Here is a 26,654-nt window from a genome sequence, read left to right on the forward strand (position 1 = left end):
ATTCTTCACGGCGCAGATCAGAAATCCGCATACGCTACCCTAAGTTGGCACAATTCTCTTCGCGGCGACGTCAGCCGAGCAACCCGTTCGCGGCCAGTTTTTCCTCGATCGCCAGACGGTCGAAGGGCTTGAGCATGACGTCGTCGGCGCCGGCGCGCAGCGCCCGGCCGATCGCCACGGAATCGTTTTCGGTGGCGCAATAGATGACCTTGGGTTCGCCGCCGCCCGGCAGCGCCCGCAAGGCGCGCAAAAATTCCAGCGTGTCGGTCTGCGGCAGCTTCCAGTCCAGCAGGATCACATCGGGCATCGCAGCGGCGCAGATGTCGAGCGCCCGGTGGCCATTTGCCGCCGTGGCGCTGGCGAAATGCAGCAGTTCGAGAATGCGGCTGGCCACTTTGCGGATCACCGCCGAATCGTCGACAATCAGCCCCCGTTTCATTTTCCCGCCCTCGAACGCGCCGGCGCCGCCCGAAACGACTGCCCGTGCGCAGCTTAGGAGCGAAGCGTCAAAAAAGCTTTAGCCCGCCTGCGCCGCAAGCCAGCGTTCGGCTTCGAGCGCCGCCATGCAGCCGAGGCCCGCAGCCGTCACCGCCTGGCGATATTTGTCGTCGGCCACGTCGCCGGCGGCGAAGACGCCCTCGATATTGGTCGCGGTCGAATCCGGCGCGGTCCGGATATAGCCATTGGCCTTCAGTTCGATCTGGCCGACGAAAAGCTCGGTCGCCGGCCGGTGGCCGATGGCGATGAAAACGCCCTCGGCGTCGATCTTCTCGGTCGCGCCGGTCTTGACGTTCTTCAACCGCACGGCCTCGACCGAAAGCGGGTTTTCCGACCCGAGAATCTCGTCGATGACGCTGTTCCAGCGCAATTCGACATTTGGGCGGGCGAACAGCCGTTCTTGCAGGATGCGCTCGGAACGCAGCGAATCGCGGCGATGGACCAGCGTGACTTTCGCCGCGATATGGGAGAGGTAAAGCGCCTCCTCGACCGCCGAATTGCCGCCGCCGACGACGACGACATTCCTGTTGCGGAAGAAGAATCCGTCGCAGGTGGCGCAGGCGGAAACCCCGAAACCCTTGAATTTCTCTTCCGATTTCTCGCCGAGCCATTGCGCCTTGGCGCCCGTGGCGACGATCAGCGCGTCGGCGGTATAGACGCGGCCGGAATCGCCGGTGAGCCGGAATGGACGCTCGCTCAGCTCCGCCCGCACGATATGGTCGCTGACCAGATCGGCGCCGACATGTTCGGCCTGCAACCGCATCTGCTCCATCAGCCACGGCCCCTGGACCGGATCGGCGAAGCCCGGATAATTCTCGACGTCGGTGGTGATCATCAATTGGCCGCCGGCCTCGAAACCGGCGATCAGCACCGGCTTGAGCATCGCGCGGGCGGCATAGATCGCCGCCGTATAGCCGGCGGGGCCGGAGCCGAGGACGATGAGTCTGGCGTGATTGGGCGGCGTTGGATCGGCGTTCGGCATGCATTCTCCGGCAAAGCGCATTCAACCCAGGCGGACAAGGGTTCGCATGAACCGAATTTCCGCGTCGGCGAATAAAGCGCGAATTGGATTGAGACCCTGGTCCTGTTCGCCTTCTAAATCGACCAAGGAAAAAGCGAAAGCCGGATTATTTAAACGCCGATCATTTGCGCACCGGATTGAGCAGCGCTTCGAAAGCCACGCGCTCGTAATCCTCGCGTTCGCTCTTGATGCGATATTGCGGCCCTGACCCGCCGTCGGGGAGTTGCCGGGTGATCTTGAATGTGGCCTGTTCCGCCCGGCCGATCAACGAGACGAAGGTTCCGACGCCGAATTTGTGGCTGGCGGCGACGGTTTGGCGGCGCGCCTTGTCCGCTTCGAGTTTTCGTAGATTGTCGCTCACGATCGGTCCTTCCAGAATGGCCTGCGTCAGGTTCCCCCGACGGAAAAGCGCAGAAAAAAAGCCCCAGGCATGGCCCGGGGCTTCCCGATCTCGCGCCGCGCCGCGCCATTTTATCCGTGGGCGGCGACGCGGGTGCGAGCTGTTTCGATCATTCCGCCTTGAGACGGGACGCCGAAGATTTTCCGGTGCGGCTATCCGCGGTCAATTCATAGCTGATCTTCTGACCTTCGTTGAGGCCGCGAAGACCCGCCTGTTCGACGGCGCTGATATGGACGAACACGTCCTTGCCGCCATCGTCGGGCTGGATGAAGCCGAAGCCCTTTTGACCGTTGAACCATTTCACTACGCCGGTAGCCATGCGTGACGCTCCTTAAAGCAAGTTAAACCGGTCCGTTGCAAGCAATGAACCATTTCATATCGATATCTCTAGGGAGGTCGTCAGCTGCGTCTTCGACGCAAGGCCAAGTCTTCGGCCGAAAGTTCGATCAGGATAAAGTAAACTGCTCCGGCGGCAAAAACAAGGCCATCTGAAAATTATTTCGGGACCACGCATTTTCCCGTCGAGCGGGATTATATTGCATCAAACGACAAAGTTGCCGCCCGCCCGTCCAGCCTGGGAGCGGGCGAGCGCGGATAACTCGAATTCACCACGCCGCCGCCTAGGCCCGGCGAGGGACTCTGGAATAGCGGCGACTTCCTTGTTGGAGAATGCGCCGCGAATGGCGATGTTACCATCGGCCCTTGAAAAGGACCGATGGCGTCCGCTCGGACTGGCGCGGCGCCAGCTGAAGCCGGCGGGCGCCTTTGCTTCCGACGAGTGGGAAGCAAAGGCCGTTGGTATGAGAGCGTTTTCCAGCGAAGCGGACCCCGGTTCGCGTGCAGAAGCCGCGTAAAGACGATAAACCAGAGTCCCTTTTCCGTTCAATCGGATCGGAATAGGCTCCAGCGTCACTCGGCGGGTTCGAGTTCCGTCGCCGCCTGACGGGCGGTTTCCCTGACCGCAGGCTTTTCCGCATCGATGAGGCTCACGAGAACGCCCGAGCCCATGCGATGCAGCGGCATTTCGGCGCCATTGGCGAATTTCACGCCGTCATGATGCAGACCGCTATCGAGACGGGTGAAGACGACGTCTTCGAGCGCCGCGACGCCTAGCGTTTGCTGAAGCTCGATCGGCAGGTTTTCGAGCCTCAGCCGCGTTCCATAGGAGACGCAGACCGCCGTCGTGCAATCGCCCGGCGCGGCCATGCCGATCGATCCGCTCGGGAAGCGGGTCGTGACATAGATTTCGCCCTCGCGGGCGGGACGGGACGAATACATTTCCAGTGAGTAATCACACATGGCATCGCTCCATTGACCAGAGCCAAGCCCCGTCCCGGCGAAACGCGCGCAAGCGGCGCACGGCTGTCGATTATTGTCAGGCGGCTGGCATGGACGAGGCGCTACAGGCGGCCGCCGGTGATTGGTGCAGAAACCAATCAGCGCGAAGAAAGTTGCATCGCGCCGTCCAAACGATCGCCTCAAAAACGCCGGCGGCGGCTCAGCCATGCCAAAGGGTTCGAGCCCAGGCTTGGATCACGACCACGAGGCGTGGAGAGCGAACCGAAAAACTGTATCTTCCGGCGGCGCAGTCCATCCATGGACCGAACTGGCAATGTCGAATAATTGATACGGAATACGCCAAAATCGCAGGTTTTAAAGTTAAAGTCCGGAAGATCAATGATAGGGACGTTTCGCTTGAAACAGGAACCGGCTACGGCTTGGCTTGACGCTTTTCCGCCGCTTGCACGCCTCGAAGATCCGTCACGTTCGGCGCTTGCTCGCTGTTTGCCGATGGACATTCGCAAAGGCAGATGCCTGTTTGCACCGGGCGAACCGTGCCCCGGTTTTGTGCTGCTTCTGACCGGGCGCATCCGCGTCGGCTTGACCGCTGAAAATGGCCGCCGGTTGGTGCTTTATCGCGTACTCCCTGGCGAAACCTGCGTTCAGACGACGCTTTGCATGCTCGGCGACCTAAAATATTCCGCCGAGGGCATGGCGGAGAGCGATCTGCGCCTTGTAATTGTTCCGCCGATTTTGTTTCTTTGTCTTTTGCGCGAGTCAGCGATTTTCGCACAATTCGTGTTCGAACGTTTTAGAGCGCGGCTCTCGGAAATGACCCGTTTGATCGCGACGATCGCTTTTTTCGGGTGGACGCCCGGCTTGTCGCTGCATTAGTGGCCCGCGCCGGGGAGCATGGGGCGGTCACCGCGACGCATCAAAATCTGGCGGAAGACATCGGCGCCGGCCGTGAGGTGGTCAGCCGGCAGTTGGCCCTGTTTCAGCGTGCCCATCCTCGACGGTTATCCGGCCACGATCCAGAAAGATCAGTGCGGCAATACACCTGTTCGGAGCAAACGCGCCCGAGGTCTTGCGCGCCGCGTCCGGCGACGTGCGGATGAAATTGAAAAGTGAAGCCGTCGTCACAAACGGCAACGTCAACAGCTTTCACGTCGCCCGGCGATGTGTGCAGCAAATGGCCGGGAACATGCAGGCGCTGGATCCGTGGCGAATTGCGAAAAGGGCTGGGGGGCGAGGTGGCAAAAGGCTTTCGCTGCCCTCGGCGTCGGAACCCTCGCCGCCAAAGCCATGCCTGATTTGGACGCGAGCCGGCGGCTAGGCGTTTCCCTAAAACTGCGCCCCGTCATTCGCGTCGACCGCCGACGCGGGGATGAACCAGCTATTGCGACTCCGGCGCACGGCCGGCGCTCGGCTGCCACGCCCACGCGGGCACGCGCGTATGGACCCTGCCTGATCCCCGCATGGGCGCGGCGTGGCTCCCCCACCCATGCGGGGATGGACCCGCTTGTGACGTCGCGGGCTTGCGCTGGCCTTGGCTCCCCGTCCACGCGAGCGGGGATGGTCCCCAACTTCATGGCGAATGGTATGCGATAGATTAGGCTCCGCCGCCCACGCGGGGATGGCCCCCCGGATTCGCGGGCTTGCCGTTAGCTTCGTTGGCTCGCCAGGCTGCTCAACGCTCCTTGCTGAAGGTCATTACAAGCACTGATTTGAAGGACTTCCGCATGATGAATCGCACGGTCCACGAGTCGTTCCAAACTCAGGTCGTTGTGTTTTACGATCCCGTGTCTGCAGCGCACCGCTCCGCGCTGCGCCGCGCACAGGATGACGCTGCGTGCGCCCCAATTTCGGGCGTGCGGGCCACAGCGGTGGAATCGCCAGGCGCTAAGACTCAGGCTCGCTGGCCGAAGGCCTCCAGCGCGGCGTGAAGCTCAGCATGTGTTTGCGCATATTTCGCAAGTGGGATTCCCTGCGAGATGGCATCCCATGCCTGCCGTATGCTTGCGGCGCCGCCACGCGGTCCCATCGGATGGCCGAAAACGCCGCGTCCCGGTACGAAGCCGAAGTCCACGCTGCCAACCTTCCGGTAGACGCCATCCAGGGTGCCTGCCCAATCGCTGCCACCGGGCACTGGCAGGCAGGGCTTTATATGCCCCATGGGCTCCAGGCATGCGCGGACGCATTCCAGAACCTCGTGCTCGGGCGTCATCATGCGGCTGCCGAAGCCCGGCATGATGACCGCGTCGAACCCTGCGAGCCGCTGCAGCCGGGTCAGCACCCGGGAATGAATGCCGTAGCCCGAAAGCCGGCTGAATGCGGCAATGAATGGGAAATGCGCGACAAGTGGCGCCGTGGCGTGCTTGCGCAGCATCCGAACGCCGCTCAATCCAACCGGCATCGCGTTGATGAGGAGCGCATTTGCGCCTTTCGCGACCGCCAGATCGTGGAGTTCCGCAAGCCGGTCGACCTCATCGGTAATATTGGCCAGATAGATCTTCGGAACGCCCGTCTCACGCTCCGCCCGGAGGCGCGCTTCGCCCAACGCCGCAGCGCGCTCGCTGAGCGGGCACCAGCCGATGTCGGCCAGCATCTCATCGTCCTTGGCGATGTCGAGGCCGCCAAGCCAGCTTTGAAACCCGAGCTCCGCGAAAGGCTCCGCGGGAAGCCCGATGTTCGGCTTGATGACACCGAAAAAGATGGGGCGGCCGAAGGCTTGCAGGCGCTCGCGCAAACCGGCGATGCCGAACCTCGGCCCCTCGAATCCCGCGAGGTAGGAGTCCGGAAAGCGGATGTCCTGCAGCCTGATCAGGGGAATGCCGGGCGAGAAGAAAACGCCTTCGCCGCAGACAGCGGACAGCAGATTGGGAATGCGCGGCCCGAAATTGCCATGCGGGTGGGCGATGGCAGCACGCACCGAATATACTGGACCCAGGACCGCGCACTCGACCGGGATGCTGAACCCGGAAGGGCGCGGCTCGGATTCCAGGTCGAGCACCTTCGCCGCGAAGCGCGGGCGGAAGTCTTCGTCCACGCCGACGCGACGCCATTGCGCCGTGGATTGCTCGCTGCAAAGATGTGCGGCAGCTTCGCGCGGATCGCCAGCGCATTCGAAGGTGAAATCAAGCTCGATGTAGTCTTCGGGATTGAGATCACCCCGCTTGGCGTAGAATCCCGCAATATCGCCCGGCGTCATGGATCAAGCTTCTCCCATGATTTGAAGCTCAAGCCCGCGACGTTCCCTCGGGCCATCAAGTTCAATAAAAAGGATGGAATGCCAGCTGCCGAGGACCACCTCGCCGTCCGCAACCGGAATGCTCTCGGATGAATTCATGAGAAGCCCGAGGATGTGGGAGTGAGCGTTGTCGCGTCCGTCGACGGCGACAAGATTGTGCAGCCAGTCTCCATCGCAAGGCACAAATCGCTTCAGCCATGTCACCATGTCCTTTTGCAGTTGCGGCTCGCGCTCATTCACATTGACACGCGCCGTCGTATGAGGCGACGTCACGGTTAGAAGACCCTCGCGAATTCCGGTCGTTCTCAGCCAATCGCGGACCCGTCCTGTAATATCGAGGATCTGGATCGGTTCGACGGTCTCGAACTCGATCCGCGTTCTTAGGATCTTCATGGGGTTACCTGGGGGGCGGGAAGCAAGCCGAACGTTATCGCACATGCTATTGATAGGCAAACCCTAAAGGCTTCGCGCAGGTTTGATCAGTGGCAAGCCCGCATTCAACGCTCTCTGCTGAAGGTCATTGCAAGCATTGATTTGAGTCCGCCGAAAGCGGCGGCGAGGCGGTCCTGTGGGGTCGTGTCGGTTTGATGGCACTTCAGGATATTGTAAGCGAAGCTGTGCAACCTGGCGAAAAAGCCAGGATTCTTTCGGATTCTCGATGCATCTTCACGGAACGTGACATCTCGCGAGTGATGCGAGGTATTTTCTATTCGCCAGTGTCGGCGGACTGCGGCTGCGGCGGTTTTGGCCGTGATGGGGCGGCTGGACAGATAGAACGAGATTTCGCTGCTGTGCTCCCAGGGTCCTGTGGCTGGCAGGAAACGGAGGACCGTGCGCTCGACCCGGATGATTGCCGCCACATGCGGCTCCAATTCCGTTCCAGCGACCGCCGGCTTGGCTTCGAACACGGCGACTGCTCGGGTTTCGTGGCGGTTGCGCCGGTTCTTGTCGACGCGCTTCTCGCTGGACAGGGGCGTGGCTGTCGCGCAGGCGGCTTCGACGTCGTGGCGCAGGATCGGTTGATTGTCCTTGAGCTGAACAATCTGATGGGCGTTGGCGGCGGCAGCGGCTTCAAAGGTTCTTTTGCGCGTGCTTGGCGTCGCACGTGAAAATGCGTCCGGCAACGTCGAGTTCGGCCAGCAATTTCTGCACGGCCGGGATTTCATTAGATTTCTCATCGATCTCGATGTGCGCGAGCACCAGCGCCGTATCGACCGCGAACGCGCTGAGCACCTGTTTGGCCTTGGCGTCGTTGAAATTGTCGAAGCTGCCTTTCAGCGTCTTGCCGTCGAACGCGAAGACGCAAGTCTCGGCGCCACCGGGCGCGACGCTGAGGTTGGCGCTGTGTTCGCGAAAAGCCTTTTCCAGATTCGTGGCGTCGAGGCCCTGCAAAATGTGGCGGATGGCCGTATGCGCCGGAGCCCTCTTCCACTTGATCTTGAAGACTTTGTTCAGCGCCTGCCGATACGCCGTGAAGTACGTCTGGATGCCGCGATACGAACTGGCGCCGGTGACGATGGCAAAAATAGAAAACAGCAACACGTGCGGCAACTGGTAAAGTTTGCCCTCCGCGCGGCGCGGGTCGGGGATTGTGGCGAGTATCGAGAGCAACGGTCCCGAAGACTTCATGGCGACCTCCGATTGACTCGGTCGCCTCATAGGCATTCAGACTTTTCCGCTCGGCGGAATCGCCCGGCGCGCCCTACGCATCAAACCTTCAAAGCTGTTGTATCTGGGACTCAGTAAAGAGGGTTGAACAGCCCTGGTTGGCTCCCCTGCCCACGCCGGGATGGACCCGCCGCAAGCCCGATGCAGCGCAGGACGAAGACGAATCTCCCGACCACGAGCGGATAGATCCCGGCCCCAACCTGCTCGACACTGACCTTACCCCCGAACAAGCTGGACTTCAAGTCCAAGCCAAGCATTGTTTGGCTCCGGGCGGCGCCGATCGAGGCCACGTTTTCTCCTACCCTGCCGGCTTTCGAGCCCTCGCGGGGTCGCGCTGGTGACGGCCGATGCTGTCGCAAGCAAAGGCGAGGAAAATGCCAAAACTTACCGACACTCAAGTCATTATCTTGTCAAAGGCCGCGGCACGGGACGACGGCGCGGCGACTATTCCAGCAAATTTGAACAAGGCCAGCGCCGCCTTGGTCGGATCGAGCCTTGTGGCGCGCAACCTGATGCAGGTGGTTGTTGCTGAGCGGGGAATGCCCGTCTGGCGCGAGGTTGAAGAGGGCGAGCGCATCAGCCTTGTCATTACAACCGCTGGCCGCGAGGCGATCGGCGTCGTCGACGACGGCGGCCCGTTTGAGGCGCAGCCGACGGAAGCGGTAAGCGATCCTGCGAAAGACGAATTGCCGCGCGCTGACGACGAACAGAAACCACCTGTGTTGCCGCCGCGCGCCGGTTCGAAACAAGCCCTGGTCATCGACATGCTGTCGCAAAACGCGGGCTCCACGCTTGACGCTCTGGTCAATGCGACCGGTTGGCTGCCGAATACGCCCCGGGCCGCGCTCACTGGCTTATCGGTACTATGTCTCACACCCAGTGCTGCAAAACCGCAAGGCGGAAGCGGGAACCATAAAACGTGTCAGCGCGCCCGACGTCGAGGGCCTCGTTTGCCAAGTCATCCGTCGTGTTCTCCAACCCAATGCTGAAACCACGGATAGGGACTTGGCGGCCGAAGAAATCGAACGCGTCATTGTTTTCGCCGATCATATTGCGGTCGCTATGAAAAGGCCGGATGCCAATGGAGGAACGGAACGGAACCTCCCGTTTGTCCCAACGGTCCCCTTGCTCAAAGGCGTCGCTTATGTTTCCGGCCAGCCGCCCAAGCTCGACGCTCGAGACCGCAACGCCTTGTTGCAGGCGATCGCCCGCGCCCGCAAGTGGATGGATGAAATTATCGGCGGCAAGGTCGCGTCCTTCGAAGCAATCGCCGAGGTCGAGAAGATCGGCGTGCGTTACGTCTGACGGCTTGCTCCGCTGGCCTTCCTCTCGCCGAAAATCATTCAGGCTCTCGCCAACGAAGTGACGTCCACCGGCCTGAGCGTTTCCAGGCTCCCCCTGGCGCTGCCTCATTCGTGGGCGGAGCAGGAAAAAATGTTCGGCCTGCACTGAAGAGCCCAGCTTCCCTCGCAACCGGCGAGGCAAAGCCGAACCAGTCTCTGCCCAAATCGAACCGGTCTGAGCGGAAGTTTCCTAGACATTGCAACTTCGCGGCGTCAGACCGGGCGAAGAATTCCGCCAAAACCGCGTTGAATAGCACCTGGAAGCGGTCTCAAATATGACCGGCTTACCCAAAAGCCCCGGAAACGCGGGGCTTTGCGCCCGTGCGGCCAAAAGTCTCAATTTCCAGGAATGTATGGCTGCCATGTAGTGATTCGAACTCGAATGTGTCGAAAAATTTTAAGCCTTTGAAATTACGTCGGCTTATGCGCTCAAACTCATTGCACAGACTTTTCTCACGTTGTGATCGCCTCCGTGCGACGCACAGTGACTCAAAATCTCCGCGTTCGCCCACAATGGAGTCTGAATCTCACAGGAAAAGTCTTCAAAATCAATGACTTGCTGGCTGGGGCGGGAGGATACCCACCCAGCGGCATGGCGCCACGCAAACCCTTGATTCCCTTGCCCGTCGCACACGCCGGGTACAGTCGGAGCATACACTTCCGGGGACGGAGCTCAAGGCGAAATGCGCGCCCTGCCCGTTCTGAATTCAGGCGCCTTCAGGAGGCAAATGCTTCGGCGTAGATCGCTTCGATCCGCGCCACCTCGTCGTCCGTCAGTTCGGCGAATTCCCGCTCGCGGCCGCGCTTCGACAGCTCGCCGTCGTTTTGCCGCAAGAAACGAAACAGCAGGTCGGCGGTGCGGTCCGGCATGTCGATGACGTTGGCCAATTTGCGTCGAAAACTGTCGTAGGCCTTTAGGAAAGCCGTTTCGGCCGGCAGATCCACGTCGATGGTCCGCTCGACGCATTGATAGAGAAATTCCGCCTGCGGCGTGGCGTCGAAGAAGCGATAAAAATCCGCCGTCTGGTTGAGAACCCGGATATTGCCGCCGGGCGTCGGCTCCCACTGGATTAGCGGCAAAAGACGCGTTGAATAGCTTTCCAATGCGCGGCGGTAATCGTCGATCCGGTCGAGGATCGCCGCCGACACCGGAAAGACCATGCCGGGCGGATTGAAGCCGCGCTCGGCGAGAACGTGGTGGATGAGATAACGGTGCAGCCGGCCGTTGCCGTCCTCGAACGGATGAATATAGACGAAGCCGAAAGCGAGCGCCGCAGCGGCCAGCACCGGATCGAGATGGAGCGCCGCCACGCGGTCGAACTCGACCAGACCGGAAATCAATGACCCAAGGTCTTCAGGGCGCGCGCTAATATGGACAGGCAGCGGAGCGCCGGAGTCGCGGTCGTGCTCGCCGACGAAGCCGCCCTCCTCGCGCAGACCCAAATGGACAAAACGGGCGTCGCCGATAACGAGGCGCTGCAACCGCAGCAGTTCTTCGAGATTAATTGGATGGCGGCCGGCGTCGCCGATGGCGCGGCCCCAGCGCTGAATCCGGTCCTGCGGCGGATTTTCGTTTTCAATGGCGAAACTGGACTTAGAGTCCTTCAGCAGCAGAAAGGCGGCCGTGCGCCCCAATAGATCCGCCGGAACCTTTGCGACCGCAGCGCGCGCGCGCTCCTTCAGGTTGCTCGCAGTCAAGGCGCGCAACCGGTCCGTCCAGGTTATCATCGGGCAGAAATTCGGCGTTCCCGGCAGGTTATTCTTGACGCGGTGGCGGGGCGAAGTCGCGCCGGGCGCCGCCCATTGCAGCTCGGGATCGACCACGGCGGCATAGGCGCCTTTTTCGGCGTCGGGCAGGTCCAGTTTGGCCTCGAGCAGCCATTCGTAAAGGAACCAGGTCCGTCTGGCGTAGGCGCCCGTCGGCGTGGCACGGACGATCGCTTCGATCGGCGCCGGGCCCGTGGCCAAGAAGAGCGCCTTCAGAACACCGAGATCAAGCCCTTCATATTTGAGAGCGAAGGTCAGATGACCCTCGATATCGGCCTTCGGGGCATGGCGCGGCGTGTAAATACGCCAGCCGTCCTGCTCGTATTGCTTGTGGCGCGGGCCGATGGCGGACAAAGTGCGCGGCGTCGGGACGTGCAGATGAAGGGCGTCGATCAGGGCGGCGTAGCCGATGGGCACGGCCTGCTCCGGGAGCCTTCGGTCATGAAAAACCGTGACTGGCCCTGAAAATTTGTGCTTTGGCGCACGCACCATGAAAATTCATCCCAAATTCTGATTTTTCGTTCGCAATACGTGTTTATCATGAAAACTCGTTTAGAGTTATGAAAAACCGTAACTGGAGCGAATTTATTCGAAAAGCTGAAATTGGGCATTTTCCTGCAAGGAGTGATGGCTAATGGGTTTTTCGTGGAAAATTCCGCAGCCGCCCGGGAAAGCCGGTCGGGCAGGCGGCTGGAACCGCAGTTCTCGTTTGCTCCCCGCCTGATCGGCTTTGGGCCCAGTGGGCATTACTGCTTCTCCGCCCATTTTATGAAATTTTCCCATGAAATTTCCACACCATTCAGGAGCGTGGTTTTGCCATGGCGCCAAACCAAGCAGGTCATGATGGTCTCAAGTCGGACCGATTGCTGACCTTCCCGACCCGCCAGCGACCGTCGCATCCTGACCCGAAGCGGCCAGTCGCCAATCTTGCGCGCTATGGGAGGAAATGATCGGAACCGGACCTTGACGTCAGGACAATCAATCCTAGGATCTCTCCTTCATACGTCCGCTTCTGTCGTAGTGGTATGGCATAGTCGTTTCATTGAATGAAACCGGTGCGGAGCGAGCATGAAAAACGAAAAGACCGACCGAAATTTCCCGGCAATCCGTCTGGCGGATGGACCGCAGGTCGACAATCCGGCGGAAACCCATAAGCGTATGCTGTCGGAACTAGCCGAACGTCTGGACCAATATAATGTTTTTGCCAAGGGACAGTTCGTGATGTGGAAGCCGGGACTGAAGAACAGGAAATTCCCCGATTACGGCGAGCCCGCGATCGTCACCGCTATTTTGCCGACCCCGCAGTTCGATCCCAGTGAAAATGCTGCTGCTAGCCCGTATTTTCAGGAGCCTTTGACACTGGTTATCGGGACTTTTCGCGACGATGATTTGCTTGAGTTCCGTGTGGATGGGCGTCGCTTCGAGCCGGCTGACGGCTGAGACGCGACATAATGCGCGTGCAGCGCCTCAACCTGCTCGCACATCTCGTCTTGCAGCGTCGGCGGCGCGACGATGGTCACCGCCGGCCCCCACGTCATCAGGTGGTAGGCGATCTGCTTCACGCCGCCTGCATGGAAGCGCACCGTCAGCGAGCCGTCGGCTTCGTAGGCGAAGGTTTGAGTAGGGTGAAAGAGGTAAGTGCGAGCGTCGCGCGCCGCCGATGGCGCGAAGCGCAACTCCACGTCTTCGGGATCTTCTTGAAACACGCCGAAAGAACGCTCCGCGTAGGCTTTGAGGTTGAAGTCGTCCGGCGGCGCGCCCGGCTCTTCCGTCGCCTTTGCGTCGTGGATCATGTCCAGGCGAAACAGCACCGGACCGGGCCGGCTCTTGACGCTGGCGACAAGATAATAACGCGGCCCGAATAGCAGGCCGTAGGGCACAACCTTGCGCCAGCGCGGTGGTTCTCCGTCATCGCCGCCGTAATTAAAGCGGACGACGCGCCCGGCCAGCAAAGCCTCGCGAAGGGAAGAAAGCACGGACGGGTCAGACATCGGGCGCGGGCCAACCTGACAGGCAAATGCCTCGGCCCGGATCTGGTCTTCGACATTGCGGCTAAGAACGCGGCGTTCGTCGGTGCGGAGGCTGGCGCCGATCTTGTCTCGCAACGAGTGGAGATGCGCGGCGCGATCAGGGGCCTGGGCCGTTTCGAGCGCGCGGGCCGCGTTTTCCAGTTCGGTCAGTTCGTCGATCGTCGGCGTCGTGACAAAACGATCGAGTCCGCGCGCGGCAAGGCGAAAGCGTCGCTTGCGGCCATCATCGATGTGGTCCAGCACGCCGAAAACATCTTCCACCACGTCGCGCATGCGCTCGGCCGTGCGCCGCCCCGCACCGATAAAATCGGCCATTTCGTCGAGGGTCATCCCCTCCCAATTGCTCGCCAGCGCGCGCGCCAGCTTGAGAACGGCGGTGGTTTTTTCCAGTCTCATGTCGAGAAGCCCAACGTTACCATGTCCGATCCTGACGTACCAGCGTGCTATTTCCTGTTCCTGTCAAGAGGGCGCCAATCATGCACATTCACGACCGATGGACGATCCTTCAATATTTTTGTGCGTTTATAAGCGCGAAGCGATTTAACGTTTCCCCCGACGGCGACGGCGATATCCTCGATTGGATCAAAACCTATGGACGCGGCCTTCGGCTTCCGCATCTGAATGAGCGCGTCGACTATGAACTTGGAAACCTGGTGGAAACCCGGCGTGTGCGTCGGGAGGAGTGGCGGGTCTGGCGCGCTGCCGCCCTGGCCAGGGCGCGCGAGATCGAACCGGCCGCGTCGCCGCTGCAAAAGCGGGTTGATTTCTTCGTCAAATGTTGCGGGCTGACGTCGTCTCAGGGCTACCTGCTCGCGCTGCTGGCGCTGGCGTCCCGGAATATCATGTGTAGTGAACTCCTGATCGTCGCCAATGGGGCCTCCCATTACCGGTGTCGCCAGCAGGCCTTTGACCTAAAGGAGCTGTCCATGGTCTTCCGTCCCGGCATCGACATGCGCGATTTGAGCAAGGATGGCGCCTTGTTGCGGTTCGGGCTCATGGAAATGGATTCGAGCGAAAATCTGAGCCTCACCGACACGGTCGAGCATATCCTTTCGATGCGCCGGCTTTCCGGGCGGGAGGTGCGTGACCAGCTGTTGGGGCTGGCGCGTCATGCGACGCTGGATTGGGATGATTTCGCTCATATCGGCGCGCGCGATCTCGCCGCCCGCATTGTGGAGAACAGTGAGGGCGGAGGAGCCAATATTCTACTTTATGGCCCGCCCGGCACGGGCAAGAGCGAATTTGCCAAGACGCTGGGCGCCCGCGTGAAGCGCGGCGTTCATTTCATCGGCGAGGCAGACAAGCAGGCCAACGAGCCCAATCGCCGCGAACGGGTCGCGGCGCTGATGATCGCCACCGAACTGGGCGCGGCGGCAGGAAAAATGATTGTCGTTGTCGATGAGGCCGACGACCTGTTTGCCGGCGTCGATGAGGACGACGCCGCGACGCGTCATGGTTCAAAGGTCTTCATGAACCGTCTGGTCGAACAGACGCGCGTGCCGACGATCTGGATCACCAACGATCTTTCGCGGCTTGGGCCGGCGGTCGTGCGGCGGATGAATCTGGTGGTGCGTTTTCCTCGTCCCGGCATTGCGGTGCGCCAAAGAATTGTCGAACGCGTCGCCAGCCGGACCAGCATCGACCTTGACGTGAAAGCCATCGGCCAGTTGGCGCGTTTGCCGGCGGCCCCGGCGCTGATTGAAAACGCCATCCTGTCCGCCGCCCGCATGCGCGGTTCTGGCGAAGAGGCGCTGCAAATTCTGGGCGGCGGCCTGAAGGCGATGGGTTTTGGCGAGATCGCGTCGCCGCCGGCGCCGATTGCTTTCAATCCGTCGCTCAGCCGCGCCGACGTCGATCTGCGCGCCCTTGCGGCGAAGATCAAGGCGGCGCCTTCCAAGGCTCTGTCGTTCTGCCTGTCCGGACCGCCGGGTACGGGAAAGTCGGCCTATGCCCGGCATCTGGCGGCGGAACTTGGTCTGGAGGTTCTGGAAAAGCGCTATTCCGATCTGGCGTCGAGCTATCTCGGCGAGTCGGAAAAGGCGATCGCCGCCGCCTTCGAGGAGGCCGCCGATCTCGGCGCCTTCCTCATCCTGGACGAGGCGGATTCCCTGCTGCGCGATCGCGGCGCGGCTCGGCATTCCTGGGAGGTCACCCAGGTCAATGAAATGCTGACGTGGATGGAGCGGCATCCGCTCCCCTTCGCCTGCACGACCAACGCGCCGGAGATGCTCGACCCGGCCACGTCGCGGCGCTTTCTGTTCAAGGTGCGGTTTCTGCCGATGGACGAAGGACAAATCGCCGCAGCGTTTTTTAGGGCTTTCGGAATCGAGGCGCCGAGGTCTATTCTCAAGCTGGAGTTTTTGACGCCGGGGGATTTCGCTATCGTTGCGCGCAAGGCTGAGATTTTAGGCGAACGCGATCCCGTGCAGTTTGCAAAGTGGTTGGAGGAAGAGGTCGCGGCCAAGCCGGAAGCAAGCCGAACGAAAATTGGCTTTTGAGATAGGTCCCATTTCCGCTGTCCAATGGATACACGCACATGGATTATGAAACATTTGTAAATGGAATAGTTTCCGTAAATAAGAGCGTGACCCACGCGAAGAAGCTTTATGCGGCTGAATGTGCGCCGGACTTTAACTTTCTCGAAATTATTAAACCAGATGAGCGTCGTATTTCGTCTATATTGGCTTGGTTATTGAACCCTAATGCAAGTCACGGACAAGGGGTAATATTTTTAAATTTATTTTTTAAAATTATTAGCAAAAAATGGGCTGCAAGGTCACCGAAAACGGTTTCTGTTAGACGTGAGGCATATATTAACCAGAGATATATCGATATAGTCGTTCAAGAAAAAGAATGGGTAATTGCCGTTGAGAATAAATCTAATGGCGCGGTAGATTTAAAAAATCAGGTATCTGATTACATTCAATTTATTAAAAAAATAAATGATGATAATTATTGCCTAGTGTATTTATCGTTAGACGGTAGAGATCCAAAAGATCACAGTATTAAACAGGAGTGTATGCTAGAAGAGTGTAGCTCTGGACATCTAATTATGATTGGCGTCATTCAACTTATTCCTTGGTTGCGCGAATGTCGAAGTCTATGCCGTGCTCTAAACATAAACTGTACGTTATTAGATATTGAGAAGTATCTTGATAAAAACTTTGGCAATGGAGGGCTTGATATGGCGGAGCAAATGCGCGTGGTCGAGTATGTTATTGAGAATGAGGAGCGAGTCGCAGCGGCTATGGACGTCGCAAGTTCAGTTGATGCGATTAAAAACAAGCTCGCCTTCGTTCTTATAGATAAGTTAAAGCAAAAGTTGGGTGATGAGTATATTGTAAATATAGAAAATAAACCTGGAGAAGAAAATTTTTCATGGAATATTAAACTACGTGCCGCTCACACATTTCGTTTATGTTTTCAGTTTGATTTTAAAAATTATAGAAATTTTGGCTACGGTATCGTAAAAGAGAATGCGGTGCAGGAAACGCATCCAGAACTTCGTGAAATTTTGACAAAAGAATTTAACGACAGCGGAGATTGTAGCCCAGTTACATTGAAATGTTGGTATTGGGTAAAAGTTGCATGCCCTGACTACGGCATATTCCAAGCAGATCGTGACTGGACTAACAAGGCGGCTTCTTGGGAGGAAATTGCCTCGCGTGAAAATATTATGGCCAATAAAATGGCCGAATTAGCGAAGAGGGTAGAGAGAATCCTCGCAGTTAATAACCTCCTTTGATGCGCGAGAATTTATCATGGATATCCTGGATCTGAGTCAGGCGGGTGAACCTTTGGCGATTTGAATAATTTGCCATCGGGTCCAAGTCGAATGCTTCAGACCATACATGCGTCCGTATTTGACGCAACTTGCGCCTATTGTCCTTTTGTGACGCCAAGCGGCGAGGCTAAGCTTTCGATACCGCCGCAGCGTCGGCGCCGAAAGGCGACCATTCGTGCGAAGGGAAATGTGTCATGGCGATTGGCAACGTGGTTCAGCGCGGAATTCAGATTTTTGTTTACGATGAAAAGGGGTGCCAAGTCTGCACGATTCCAGCGGGGCCTGGACCTCAGGATGGTCTGGTTGGTTATACGTCTTCGACCATCAACGTTCGCAGGTGCCAGGTCATTCTGACCTTCGACGAACATGGGCGGCAAATCGCGACCACTCCGGCGCGGTAAGCCAAAATTTGCGGTCAAACGAGAATTCAATTATTGGGAACACCATGACCTAACCTCCTTCCCCTGCTCGCGAACCGAAACGCGCTGCGATTTCCGCAGCGTGGGTTCCGTTCGCTTTGAGCCAGAGGAGGCAGTCTTGCCAGAAATCACCATACGCCTGCATCAGGACCTCGCGGATCAAATTCTGGCCGCGGGGCCGGATGGAGCGCGGTCGCTTTCGGCCCTGTGGCGTCAGGCCGGAAATGCAATCAAATCGCACGGGCGGCATATCGCCTATGCACCTGCCATCCTGCCCGACGGTTTGCATTGCGCCATGAGCGTCCATGTCGGCCTTCGCGGCATGGTCATCGAGGTCGACCGGCCGGGAACTCTGATCCCCGGCCGGGGCGTCGTGCCGGACCCGACGCCCGACCCGAACCGGTGCCCGGGGTCGAAATCGGGCAGGAAGCCGGAGCAGCGTCCGGCGTCGAAACGACGCTGACATTTCGGGCCGGGATTTCCCGCCCGCTCTTTTCCACTTCGTTGCCGGCGCCAAGGTGGGCGTCGGCAATTCAATCGTCGGTGGATCGCATGCCGCGTCGCAAAATCCAACGTGCTTTCTCGTCGTGGCTCGATAAGAACCATGACCGCTTCAGCGTGAAAATCCGGCTCGGAAGGCGAACCGACAGATTTTGGGAGTTTTCCTTCGTCGGGATCAACACCGCCATCCAGGGCGTGCTGACGACTTACGAAATCAATGTCGCCGCGGAATATGCGGACGATTGCTGGGATTTGCTGCTGAGCCTCGAAGCGGAGCCGCGACAAGCGCGTGGCGGCGGCGTTTTCTGCGATTTATGTTTGCCGGAGGCGCGGCGTGTGTTTCCCGACCGACCGGCGCTCTGGGTCGACCATCTGTTCGAGCCCTTTCTGGAATGGGTCAACGACAACCTCGCCAAGGCCAAATGGCTGGCGCTGCATGGCGATCCGGACTTTGCCACCTGGGCGCGGCTGCTGCCGAACGATGACCAGACGGAGCATCTGCGTGGCGGCGGCTGTATGATCAATTTTTCGGCTTTGACCGACAAGAACCCGCGCGCCGAGCGCGATCCACCGCCAATCCTTTTGCCCTGTCGCGTTTCGTGAACGAAACATTCAGCCGCCGCAATCTGGCGTCCGATTTTGTCGTAGGTTTTCGTTGTGAGCAAGGAGCGGCGCGGCAATGCGAACCTACGTGATCGGCGATATTCACGGGTGCTTCCAAGAGTTTGTCGAGTTGCTCGATCTGTGCGGCGCGCACGCGGCGGGCAAGCCCGCGCGCTTGATCACCTTGGGCGACTATGTGGATCGCGGGCCGGACTCGTTTCGGGTGGTGCGTCTGATCCGGCATCGTTTGCGAAGCTTATATCCCGGTTTCGCCTCCATCATAAATCTGAAGGGCAACCACGAACTCATGATGGCGCAGGCTGCGCTGGGTGGCGAGCTTGGCGTCAAGCAAACCTGGGTGAGCCCGGATAACGGCGGCGACGCGACGGTCGAGAGTTATCCGAATATCGAACTCTTGCGCGATGACGCCGCGTGGCTCGCCGAACTGCCAACGTCCTGCGAAGACGAGCTGCGCTATTACGTCCACGCCGGCATCCGTCCGGGCGTCAGGCTGAAAGATCAGAACGACTCCGACAAATTGTGGATCCGGCATTCGTTCTTAAAGGACAGAAGGCCGCACGAGAAATACATCGTCCACGGTCACACGCCCGTCCTGAAGTCGGACGTGCAGGAGAATCGCATCAACCTCGACACCGCCGCAGTTTATGGAGGGCGCCTCACGGCTGCGGTGTTCGACTGCTTACAACCGAAGCCTGTCGCGATTCTTCAGGTGAAAGCTTCGAGCACGCGCTGAAGCTATTGGGCCGCGTGGACGAATTTGGATAATGCAGCGCCTATTCCCGATCCTTTTCGGGCGGTACGCGCCGACGTCGATCTGCGCGCCCTGGCGGAGAAGATCAAGGCGGCGGCAGCGTCCAAAGCCCTGTCGTTCTGCCTGCCAAACAAGGGCCTGCGCGCCGCGCGTACTTGATCGCCCATCGTTCTACCCAGTCGCATTTGACGAGATACGTCCGATATTGGCGTGGATACTGATTAGATTTCGTTCGGAATTTGAAGCGCGAGGTTCATGAGCGAAGAGTTGGACCATCAGTGTTTTTTCAACCGAGGAGCTGCGTCGATCAAAATGCGACCGGGACGCTTTTGCGGCAAAACCGCGCTTTCCGATCATGGTCGTGCTCGACCGGGTGACGCAGGGCTATAATACGGGGCGATTTTCAGGCTTTGCGATGCGATGCTGGTCCAGCGGCTTGTGGTCACGGGCGCCGAAATCCACTTGCGCAATCGTCGCCTGTCGCAATCGGCGCGCGGAACGCAATATTGGACGCCCTGGTCGCAGGAAAGCTCAGCCGAGGAAGCGGTTATCCGTGCGAAGGCCGACGGCAACCAGATAGTGGTTGCTGAACTCGCGGCGAACAGCGTTCGTCCGGAAGCGTTCATCCCAAGCTTTCCGGTGTGCCTGGTCCTTGGCGGTGAAACCGATGGCGTCTCTCAGGAAGTCGTCAATCTGGCCGACGCCGTCATCGAGATCCCAATGCGCGGCATGGCAAATTCGATCAATGTCTCCACGGCGGCCGCGATCGTTCTTTACGAGCTGTCGCGTCGCGCCGAGGCCGAGAGTTCGTCTGCGGGCGTTTAGCGGATCAGCGTTCCGTTCCCGCGCCTGTGGCCGGCTTCTTGAATGAAATTGCAATGACGGCGGAGGCGCTCGCGCCGCAATATGAGGTCACCAGGGCGGGGCGCGCGCGCGACTCTCCGAGAAGCGAAGTGAAAAGTTCGTCGGATTTTACAAGGTCGAACTGCTCGTCGTCGGCTTCGGAAATGGATTGGAGGATGAAGACGCCGTCATCGAATTTTGTTTCGGCGAACAAGCGCAATGCATTTTCGAGATCGCACTGCACAACGTCGCCGTAAAGCCCTTCGACGACCGCTCCTCGTCCGAAATGCGGAACGAAAGCGTGCCCACCTGCGACGTCCAAGGCGTCGGCCAAATCTACGCCAATCATCAATGGTCCGCAGACCAACCGCAAAAAGGCCTCGGCGATGATGTCGAGATCTCGCGCGGTCGCGCTGATCGCCCATATAGCGCCGTCGGAAATGAAATTCTCGGGCGGGAGAGCGTCATCGACGACCAGCATTAGCCAAGGCGCGTTGGCGCCTGTGGCCGCCCCGGACGACAGCTTGGTCGCAAAATCGGGCGCCGCCTCGCGGACGATCAATATCTCAACGGTCGGCGTCCCTGTTAAGGGCGGAAATCCTGCCGCCCATTCGGGACATTCTCCACCGATTGTTCTGATGGCCAAAACACCGAAATCGGTCGACGGCGCCTGTTTGGCATGCAGCGATGAATTCATTGGGCGACATCCTGTGGGCGATATTCAAGCCAGGTTTAGCGTCGTCTGCGTCAAATGCGGACGTAGATCCCCGAGGAGCGCAACTTGCACCCTTATCCAAATCAGCGACGCGCGGCATTACCGGAGGCAGGCAGGGGCCATTTGCAGTAGCACGGCACGTGTGAATCTGAGCGGGCGGCGCGGGGAAATCAGCGCGTTACCGCGTCCCTCCTTCCTGAATGCCATGGTGATCGAGGCGACACCAATTTGGCGCGAGCACGGGTCAAACCGGAGCGTCTTGACGAAGTTTATTCGACGTACATCGAAACCGTCGGCCATTATCAAGGGGCCAAGTTGATGGTCGGTTGCCCCGCGAGTTCTAGGAGGGCTGCGTGCGCCTTCACCATGGCGAGGGTGTCGCGTTCACAATAAGCGAGCAACTGGCGTCGCAATCGCGCGGTCTCATCTGCATCGACGACGGCGCCACTGGCGATTTGCAGGAAGGCGCCGGCTGCGGCGAGTCCGTCGGCCACACCGTCGAGGTCATCGTAGCCGAAATCCGGACACAGGGCCGGTCCGACAGTCTTGATCGAGAAGCTGAAGTCGAAAGCCGGGAGATAGACCGATTGGCGGACGACAGGAAGTAGATCGGCCAATCGATCGATCACAGCCTCAAGGGACGAGCGGAGATCGGGGAAAACCTCGGCAAGTTCCCGCAGTCGGGATTTTTCGTAGGACGAATAGACAATGATCGGCGAATAGGATCGCCTTAACGCAGCGATCAGGGTCTCTGCGAATTCCCGTCGCGGATCGCCTGCGCCGTCGGCCAGAAATTCGAGATGACCGAGCCTGCCGACGCCGTCGATTTCGTGCAACGACCACTGGAAGGGCAGCGTCTGATAGGGACGCGTTCCCTGATAGAGCGGAATCGGCGGGGCCATCGCTTCGAAATCGAGGTAACAGGCCGGCGGACCGAACGCCGTCAAAAGGCGTGGCAGATCATCCGAGATATACGGACGGTCGCTAACAATGGCTTCACGAATGACCGACTGCTTGGCGGTGAGCGGAAACTCTGCCGGAATCGACGAGACCGCCTCGACCCCCAGCGCCTTCAACTCAGTAGCGTTTGCTTCCGACAGGCGCGGCAGCCGAATGATCCAATCAACGGGCTTGCCAGCGGTGCATTGATCCCAGTATTCGCAGCCGTAGGGCGAACTGCACTGGCGGCCGGGTTCGATGAATGGAGCCTGACCACTGGCCAGGCATTCGCGCATCGCCGGCAGTCGGGAAGGGATTTCGGCGAGCCTCGCCTCGACGCCGGCTTCAACGTCGACGCGCACGAAATAGGCGCGCCACTCGACGCCATCGAGGCAGCGCACGTAGGCGTTGTTTACGTGAACTAGTTCGATCGACGAAACCGTGACGCCAGCGCCCCGAACGACGTGGGCTTGAAGCGCGATGTCGTCGAGATGGTGATCCTTCGGACCGGTGCTGCTTTTGACCTCTCTCAGGCCCCAGCTTCCATCTGGCAGTCGCTCCAGAACATCGACGCGAACGCGAATGCCGTCGTGCTTGAACGCGGCTTCGAAGATCGCCGGCGTGTTGGCGTCGGCCATCAAGGCGATTGTCCTTGCGACGGCGGCCGCGTGCGCCCATGGCGCCTCGTCAATCAAAACGCCGCCCGGAAAGAGCAAATGGGCCTTGAGTCCGATTTGTTGGCCGATGTCCAACGGCGAGCCCGGTTCAGGCGGCTCATAGGGCGGCGGCTGATTGACCAGAAGCCAAAGGCGTCGAAGGCATTGCAGACCGGCGATATAGCGCGACTTGGTGAGATGCGGGATGCCCACTCGATCCTCGGCAAGAACTTCGACACGATCCCCATGTTCGTCCATCGTCAGCTCGGATGCAACGGGCTCATTCGCGAGTGGCGGAAACTTCTGACCGATTTGTCGCAACTATGGCGTTCAACATTTGTCGCTTTCCGGATAACACCCTTCCCGCCAAAGAGGCGTGGCCATGTCGGGTTCGCAGTGATTTCGACGATTGTTGGAAGCGGCGCTTTAATAGCAGCGCCCAAGCGGTAAAGTTCAGGTGTTTCGAATCGCTTTCACGTTTGGATCACCGATGACTTTCGCAAAAGGACACCATCCCGGCGCCGTCTGGCACAAGGCCGACCTCCAATGCCATACTCCTCGGGATCATGGCTGGGCTGGGTCTCCTGATCTTCCCGGCGGAAGCGAAGAGGGCGAGGCGGCGCGATTGGCCTGGGCGGGATCGTTCATCGCGGCCTGCCAGGACAAAGGCCTGAAGGCGGTCGCGATAACGGATCACCATGACGCCTGCATGGTGGAGTACGTCCATCGCCACCTTCTCGCTAGCGGCGAGAGCAACATAAAGGTCTTCGCCGGGGTCGAGATCACCTGCAACGACGCCGTACAGGCCATCGCGCTTTTCGATTCCAGTTCAAATCCAAGGGATTGGGAGAAGCTCCTTTCGAAGCTTGGCAACGTGACCCCTTCGGCGCCTGCGGACGCTAAGACCTGCCCCACGGAGATCTGCGGTTTTTCGATCAAGGAACTGTTCAAGACCGTTTCCGACGACAAGCGCCTCAAGGAAGTCTGCCTTCTGATCCCCCACTTCGGAAATCCTTCCGCCCACAAGTCGCTAAACGCCGCAGGTCACCACGCGCGCTTCGAGGAGCTCGATTGCGACGGCTTCTATTTCGAGTCCCATCATTCCGAACTGGAGGAGGGGACGCTCCAGAAGGCCAAGGGCGAGGTTCGGGAATGGGGACTGCGTCGGCGCGCGTTGATCGCCACCGGCGACAACAAACGCGCGACATGGGAACGGCTCGGCGCCCGCGACTGCTGGATCAAGATCGGCGAATTCAGCACCGAGGCGCTTCGGCAGGCGTTTCTCGCCGACGAGGCGAGGATTTCCCATGTCGCGCCTTCGATCCCCGGCGAGAGGATCGTGGAGTTGCGGGTCCTGTCGAAGCTGACGGGGATCGAGCCGCTGACGTTGACCTTCAACGCGGGATACACGGCCTTTATAGGCGGACGAGGCTCGGGCAAAAGCGCCCTGCTTGAATACCTGCGGTTTGGTCTTGGACGGGCTGACGGGGACTTCCCGGCGCCGAGCGCTTCCGAAATCGGCGGCCGCGAAAGGGAGGCAAAGCTCCTGTCACAGACCCTCGACGGAGGGTATGTCGAGGTCGTTGTCGAGCGTGAAGGCGCGACGGAGACCTGGAGGCGCACCGGCGCCGACAGCGCCATGATCGAGGTCACGACCGTCGGACGCGCAGCCGAAAGGATCACGCCAGACTTGGCGCAACGCAGATTCCAGGCGCGCGCATTCCATCAAAAAGAGCTGTCGACGACGATGACCGACAGCAAGGCGAATGTCGCGGACCACATCACGGGAATCGTCGCGGCCGAGGAGCTCGACCGCCGCCGGAAAGTCGATCGCGAAGTCCAGAACTCGAAGCGCAGCTTGACGACCGCGCTACAAAAGGTCGCGTCCGGTTGGCAGGCCGAATATGAGTATGGCCAAGCCACGCTGGTCGTCGAGGACCTTTCCTTCAGGATTGCGGCACTCAACAAGCGACTAAAGGAGGAAGGCGTAGACGCCGCGAGCATGGAAGCGCTTGAGAAAGCGCCGCTGTATGGACGTGCAAGAAACTTCTTCATGGCCGGGGCGAACAAGGCCAAGGAGGACCTGCTCGTCCTGCACAAGCTCAAGGATTCCATCCTCCGGTTGGAAACCGGCGCTTTGCAGGACGCCGGAGCGTTTCCCGAGGTTGCCGAAGCCGACGCCGCTCTGGCGTTCGTCAAGCAGACGGTCGCCGGTCATTTGCAGGCGATCGGCGGGGCGATCCAGTCGTTGAGTGACACGTTTGTCGCCTGCGGCGGAAAATTTGAGATCTCCAGCGCGCCGTTCGTGGAAAGCCTGAAGCAGGCGACAGTGGCTCAGCAGGCCCACAGGGTCTTGCTCGAAGAGCTCAAAAAGCTGACGGATCAGCGGACCGAGGCCGAGGCCGCCCAGTCGAAGGCCGCCGAGAAGTTCATGGACACGAAGGCTTACCAAGCCGAGTTTGACGCGGCGATCTCCGAGTTCGACGGTCTGCTTGAAAAGAGACGTCAGATCCTGCGCGACGCTGCGGCTTTGGTGGAGAATAGATCGGCGAATCTCACTGCCAAAATGAAGCCTGACAGGAAGCCGGATGAATATGTCCGGACGCTGGCTGCGATGCTCGAAGGCAGCACGGTCCGCGAAGCCCTCGGCAGGTGCGAACTATGGGTGAGCGCGGTCGCAAAGGATGGCGGTCCCGGCTGGAGCAAGGTCCGCGACGACATCATGGCCATATACAAGAACAAGATTTCGACAGGGAAGCCGCAGGCGCCGGGCAAGGAAATCAGCCAGCAGATCATCGATTTCTGCGCCGGAGAAAGAGCGATTACCGACCAGGCTGCCGCCAAGATTTACGCCAAGCTCTCGGACCAGATCGTGGGCGAGATCATTTCCGCCGTCCCGCGCGACTACATCCAGCTGACATACATCGACGAGCGCGGGGACAAGGTCTCCTTCGATCTTGCCTCGCCGGGACAGCAGGCCTCGGCCCTCCTTGAGCTTCTCCTGAACCAGGCCGCCGGAACATTGGTGATCGACCAGCCGGAGGACGATCTCGACAATCGCGTCATCATGCGGATCGTGGACCTCATCAAGACGTCCAAGAACATAAGGCAGCTGATCTTCGCCACGCATAACCCGAATCTCGTCGTCAACGGCGACGCGGACAAGGTCATTGCCATGGCTTCGCTAGTGTCGGACGGACGGCCGTTCGAAAACGCCGCCCGCGTCGTCATCGACGTTGACGGAGCGATCGAGACGCCGCCGGTGCGCGCCGCAATCACCACCGTCATGGAGGGCGGCCAGAAGGCCTTCGACCTCCGGAGAAAGAAATACCGTTTCGAGGGGGAAGGCAGGTAAGCCGCAGAGCCATCGGGAGCCGAGTGGCAAATTGTTTCCAACAGATCATGACGCCGAGGTAATTGGCGGCCTTAAATCGGAAGCCTGGATCCGTGCGAGTAGCACGTGTATTGTGATTGGACTTATAAACTCCGCTTATCAATGGCGTCTGCGGGAACGGCCGCTTCTTGAAAAAACGCTTTGCGCCTTTGTGCATCAATGAATTTCTGGTGTTGGCGCCGAGCCGGCGTACAGCCGCCATTTCGAACGGCAGCTATATGCGCGTAGGGAGTTTCCGCGTGGCTTGGGAGTTGTGTTCCGAGCTGGCGGAACCGGATAAGCAAGGTCAAATCACGCGCAGACCGCCTTCATTCGATTCCGGAACGCCTCGGTCGCCCATCAGCCACTCCCGAAGCTTCGTCCACCGCCGCCTTGATCCATGGCTGCGGATGGCGATGGCCAGCGCTTTTCGCTGCCCGACGATGACGACCAGCCGCTTCCCGCGGGTGACCGCCGTATAGACAAGGTTGCGGGCGAGCATGGTGTAGTGTTGCTTCGCCAGCGTGATCACCACGGCGGGATATTCCGATCCCTGTGACTTGTGGATCGTCGTGGCGTAGGCGGGGATGAGTGCATCGAGTTCGCCGAACTGATATTCGACCTCGCGCCCGTCGAAATCGGCGATCAGGACGCCGTCGGTCGGGTCGATGCGAGTGACCCTGCCGAGATCGCCGTTGAACACCTCGCGGTCGTAATCGTTTTCGGTCTGCATGACCTTGTCGCCGGGAGCGAAGGCCGAGCCGAAACGTTCGATTTTCTCGCCCATGTTC

27 protein-coding genes are annotated in these 26,654 nt (G+C 59.6%); 13 read left to right on the forward strand and 14 right to left on the reverse strand.

The genetic code is table 11. From position 1 onward, the window contains the following. Positions 1 to 70: 70 nt before the first annotated feature. The 5 genes from QZY01_RS16010 to QZY01_RS16030 form a co-directional block, all read right to left on the reverse strand. Positions 71 to 439: a response regulator gene (locus QZY01_RS16010; RefSeq protein WP_294538972.1), complete on the reverse strand. Its 369-nt coding sequence runs from the start codon at positions 437 to 439 to the stop codon at positions 71 to 73. A 78-nt stretch (positions 440 to 517) separates the two neighbouring features. Beyond that, a complete protein-coding gene (gene trxB / locus QZY01_RS16015) occupies positions 518 to 1,480 on the reverse strand; it encodes a thioredoxin-disulfide reductase (RefSeq protein WP_294538975.1) in 963 nt (320 codons plus the stop codon). Positions 1,481 to 1,640: 160 nt separating this feature from the next. After that, on the reverse strand, positions 1,641 to 1,880 hold the full coding sequence (locus QZY01_RS16020) for a hypothetical protein (protein ID WP_294538979.1): 240 nt from the start codon (positions 1,878 to 1,880) through the stop codon (positions 1,641 to 1,643). 148 nt (positions 1,881 to 2,028) lie between these two features. Continuing rightward, positions 2,029 to 2,238, reverse strand: coding sequence for a cold-shock protein (locus tag QZY01_RS16025; protein ID WP_294538983.1), 210 nt, complete (start codon positions 2,236 to 2,238; stop codon positions 2,029 to 2,031). Positions 2,239 to 2,828: 590 nt separating this feature from the next. Next, the gene (locus tag QZY01_RS16030) at positions 2,829 to 3,218 is read right to left on the reverse strand and encodes a hypothetical protein (RefSeq protein ID WP_294538985.1); all 390 of its coding nucleotides are present in this window, start codon (positions 3,216 to 3,218) and stop codon (positions 2,829 to 2,831) included. 324 nt (positions 3,219 to 3,542) lie between these two features. On the opposite strand from QZY01_RS16030, the gene QZY01_RS16035 reads away from it, so the two are divergent. Beyond that, a complete protein-coding gene (locus QZY01_RS16035; protein ID WP_294538988.1) occupies positions 3,543 to 4,094 on the forward strand; it encodes a Crp/Fnr family transcriptional regulator in 552 nt (183 codons plus the stop codon). A gap of 1,015 nt (positions 4,095 to 5,109) precedes the next feature. Here QZY01_RS16035 and QZY01_RS16040 read toward each other — a convergent pair. The 4 genes from QZY01_RS16040 to QZY01_RS16055 all read right to left on the reverse strand — a co-directional run bounded on the left by QZY01_RS16040 (position 5,110) and on the right by QZY01_RS16055 (position 8,079). Then, the gene (locus QZY01_RS16040) at positions 5,110 to 6,411 is read right to left on the reverse strand and encodes a RuBisCO large subunit C-terminal-like domain-containing protein (RefSeq protein ID WP_294538991.1); all 1,302 of its coding nucleotides are present in this window, start codon (positions 6,409 to 6,411) and stop codon (positions 5,110 to 5,112) included. 3 nt (positions 6,412 to 6,414) lie between these two features. Continuing rightward, positions 6,415 to 6,843 carry a secondary thiamine-phosphate synthase enzyme YjbQ gene (locus QZY01_RS16045; RefSeq protein WP_294538994.1) on the reverse strand — a complete coding sequence of 143 codons (429 nt, stop codon included), beginning with the start codon at positions 6,841 to 6,843 and terminating at the stop codon, positions 6,415 to 6,417. A 104-nt stretch (positions 6,844 to 6,947) separates the two neighbouring features. After that, complete coding sequence (locus QZY01_RS16050) at positions 6,948 to 7,574, reverse strand: ISAs1 family transposase (protein WP_294538997.1); 627 nt, start codon at positions 7,572 to 7,574, stop codon at positions 6,948 to 6,950. Continuing rightward, positions 7,522 to 8,079, reverse strand: coding sequence for an ISAs1 family transposase (locus QZY01_RS16055; protein WP_294539000.1), 558 nt, complete (start codon positions 8,077 to 8,079; stop codon positions 7,522 to 7,524). Before QZY01_RS16055 ends, QZY01_RS16050 begins: the two co-directional genes overlap by 53 nt. A 413-nt stretch (positions 8,080 to 8,492) precedes the next feature. Here QZY01_RS16055 and QZY01_RS16060 point away from each other — a divergent pair, with 413 nt between their 5' ends. Together QZY01_RS16060 and QZY01_RS16065 are read left to right on the forward strand one after the other, a co-directional pair. Further along, a complete protein-coding gene (locus QZY01_RS16060) occupies positions 8,493 to 9,107 on the forward strand; it encodes a DUF3489 domain-containing protein (RefSeq protein ID WP_294539003.1) in 615 nt (204 codons plus the stop codon). Positions 9,108 to 9,123: 16 nt separating this feature from the next. Continuing rightward, positions 9,124 to 9,423 carry a hypothetical protein gene (locus tag QZY01_RS16065; protein WP_294539006.1) on the forward strand — a complete coding sequence of 100 codons (300 nt, stop codon included), beginning with the start codon at positions 9,124 to 9,126 and terminating at the stop codon, positions 9,421 to 9,423. A gap of 755 nt (positions 9,424 to 10,178) precedes the next feature. Here QZY01_RS16065 and QZY01_RS16070 read toward each other — a convergent pair. Then, positions 10,179 to 11,720 (reverse strand): Fic family protein, encoded by a 1,542-nt coding sequence (locus QZY01_RS16070; protein ID WP_294539009.1) that lies wholly within the window; start codon positions 11,718 to 11,720, stop codon positions 10,179 to 10,181. Between the two features lie 576 nt (positions 11,721 to 12,296). Between QZY01_RS16070 and QZY01_RS16075 the strand changes: the two genes are divergently transcribed. Beyond that, positions 12,297 to 12,668 carry a hypothetical protein gene (locus QZY01_RS16075; protein WP_294539012.1) on the forward strand — a complete coding sequence of 124 codons (372 nt, stop codon included), beginning with the start codon at positions 12,297 to 12,299 and terminating at the stop codon, positions 12,666 to 12,668. On the opposite strand, the gene QZY01_RS16080 is transcribed toward QZY01_RS16075, so the two are convergent. Beyond that, positions 12,572 to 13,654: a WYL domain-containing protein gene (locus QZY01_RS16080; protein ID WP_294539015.1), complete on the reverse strand. Its 1,083-nt coding sequence runs from the start codon at positions 13,652 to 13,654 to the stop codon at positions 12,572 to 12,574. The genes QZY01_RS16075 and QZY01_RS16080 overlap by 97 nt on opposite strands. A 257-nt stretch (positions 13,655 to 13,911) precedes the next feature. Here QZY01_RS16080 and QZY01_RS16085 point away from each other — a divergent pair, with 257 nt between their 5' ends. The 7 genes from QZY01_RS16085 to QZY01_RS16115 all read left to right on the forward strand — a co-directional run bounded on the left by QZY01_RS16085 (position 13,912) and on the right by QZY01_RS16115 (position 20,162). Beyond that, entirely contained in the window at positions 13,912 to 15,756 is a 1,845-nt protein-coding gene (locus QZY01_RS16085) for an AAA family ATPase (protein ID WP_294539018.1), read from the forward strand. A 38-nt stretch (positions 15,757 to 15,794) separates the two neighbouring features. Then, positions 15,795 to 17,003 carry a PD-(D/E)XK nuclease family protein gene (locus QZY01_RS16090; RefSeq protein ID WP_294539020.1) on the forward strand — a complete coding sequence of 403 codons (1,209 nt, stop codon included), beginning with the start codon at positions 15,795 to 15,797 and terminating at the stop codon, positions 17,001 to 17,003. A gap of 233 nt (positions 17,004 to 17,236) precedes the next feature. After that, positions 17,237 to 17,443: a hypothetical protein gene (locus QZY01_RS16095; protein WP_294539023.1), complete on the forward strand. Its 207-nt coding sequence runs from the start codon at positions 17,237 to 17,239 to the stop codon at positions 17,441 to 17,443. Between the two features lie 136 nt (positions 17,444 to 17,579). Continuing rightward, a complete protein-coding gene (locus QZY01_RS16100) occupies positions 17,580 to 17,924 on the forward strand; it encodes a hypothetical protein (RefSeq protein WP_294539026.1) in 345 nt (114 codons plus the stop codon). Between the two features lie 89 nt (positions 17,925 to 18,013). Continuing rightward, positions 18,014 to 18,565 carry a hypothetical protein gene (locus QZY01_RS16105; protein ID WP_294539029.1) on the forward strand — a complete coding sequence of 184 codons (552 nt, stop codon included), beginning with the start codon at positions 18,014 to 18,016 and terminating at the stop codon, positions 18,563 to 18,565. Between the two features lie 76 nt (positions 18,566 to 18,641). Continuing rightward, complete coding sequence (locus QZY01_RS16110; protein ID WP_294539032.1) at positions 18,642 to 19,319, forward strand: metallophosphoesterase family protein; 678 nt, start codon at positions 18,642 to 18,644, stop codon at positions 19,317 to 19,319. 417 nt (positions 19,320 to 19,736) lie between these two features. Beyond that, positions 19,737 to 20,162 carry a TrmH family RNA methyltransferase gene (locus QZY01_RS16115; protein ID WP_294539050.1) on the forward strand — a complete coding sequence of 142 codons (426 nt, stop codon included), beginning with the start codon at positions 19,737 to 19,739 and terminating at the stop codon, positions 20,160 to 20,162. A gap of 4 nt (positions 20,163 to 20,166) precedes the next feature. Here the strand turns inward: QZY01_RS16115 and QZY01_RS16120 are convergent, their stop codons facing one another. Together QZY01_RS16120 and QZY01_RS16125 are read right to left on the reverse strand one after the other, a co-directional pair. Beyond that, positions 20,167 to 20,877: a hypothetical protein gene (locus tag QZY01_RS16120; RefSeq protein ID WP_294539035.1), complete on the reverse strand. Its 711-nt coding sequence runs from the start codon at positions 20,875 to 20,877 to the stop codon at positions 20,167 to 20,169. Positions 20,878 to 21,197: 320 nt separating this feature from the next. After that, a complete protein-coding gene (locus QZY01_RS16125) occupies positions 21,198 to 22,472 on the reverse strand; it encodes a DUF2779 domain-containing protein (RefSeq protein WP_294539038.1) in 1,275 nt (424 codons plus the stop codon). 78 nt (positions 22,473 to 22,550) lie between these two features. Here QZY01_RS16125 and QZY01_RS16130 point away from each other — a divergent pair, with 78 nt between their 5' ends. Then, a complete protein-coding gene (locus tag QZY01_RS16130; protein ID WP_294539041.1) occupies positions 22,551 to 22,940 on the forward strand; it encodes a hypothetical protein in 390 nt (129 codons plus the stop codon). 40 nt (positions 22,941 to 22,980) lie between these two features. Next, entirely contained in the window at positions 22,981 to 25,845 is a 2,865-nt protein-coding gene (locus QZY01_RS16135; protein ID WP_294539044.1) for a TrlF family AAA-like ATPase, read from the forward strand. Positions 25,846 to 26,170: 325 nt separating this feature from the next. Here the strand turns inward: QZY01_RS16135 and QZY01_RS16140 are convergent. After that, the coding region (locus QZY01_RS16140; RefSeq protein ID WP_294539046.1) for an ATP-binding domain-containing protein at positions 26,171 to 26,654 on the reverse strand (484 nt) is incomplete at its 5' end.

This window comes from uncultured Rhodoblastus sp. (genome assembly GCF_903903185.1).
In the GTDB taxonomy this organism is placed as follows: domain Bacteria; phylum Pseudomonadota; class Alphaproteobacteria; order Rhizobiales; family Beijerinckiaceae; genus Rhodoblastus.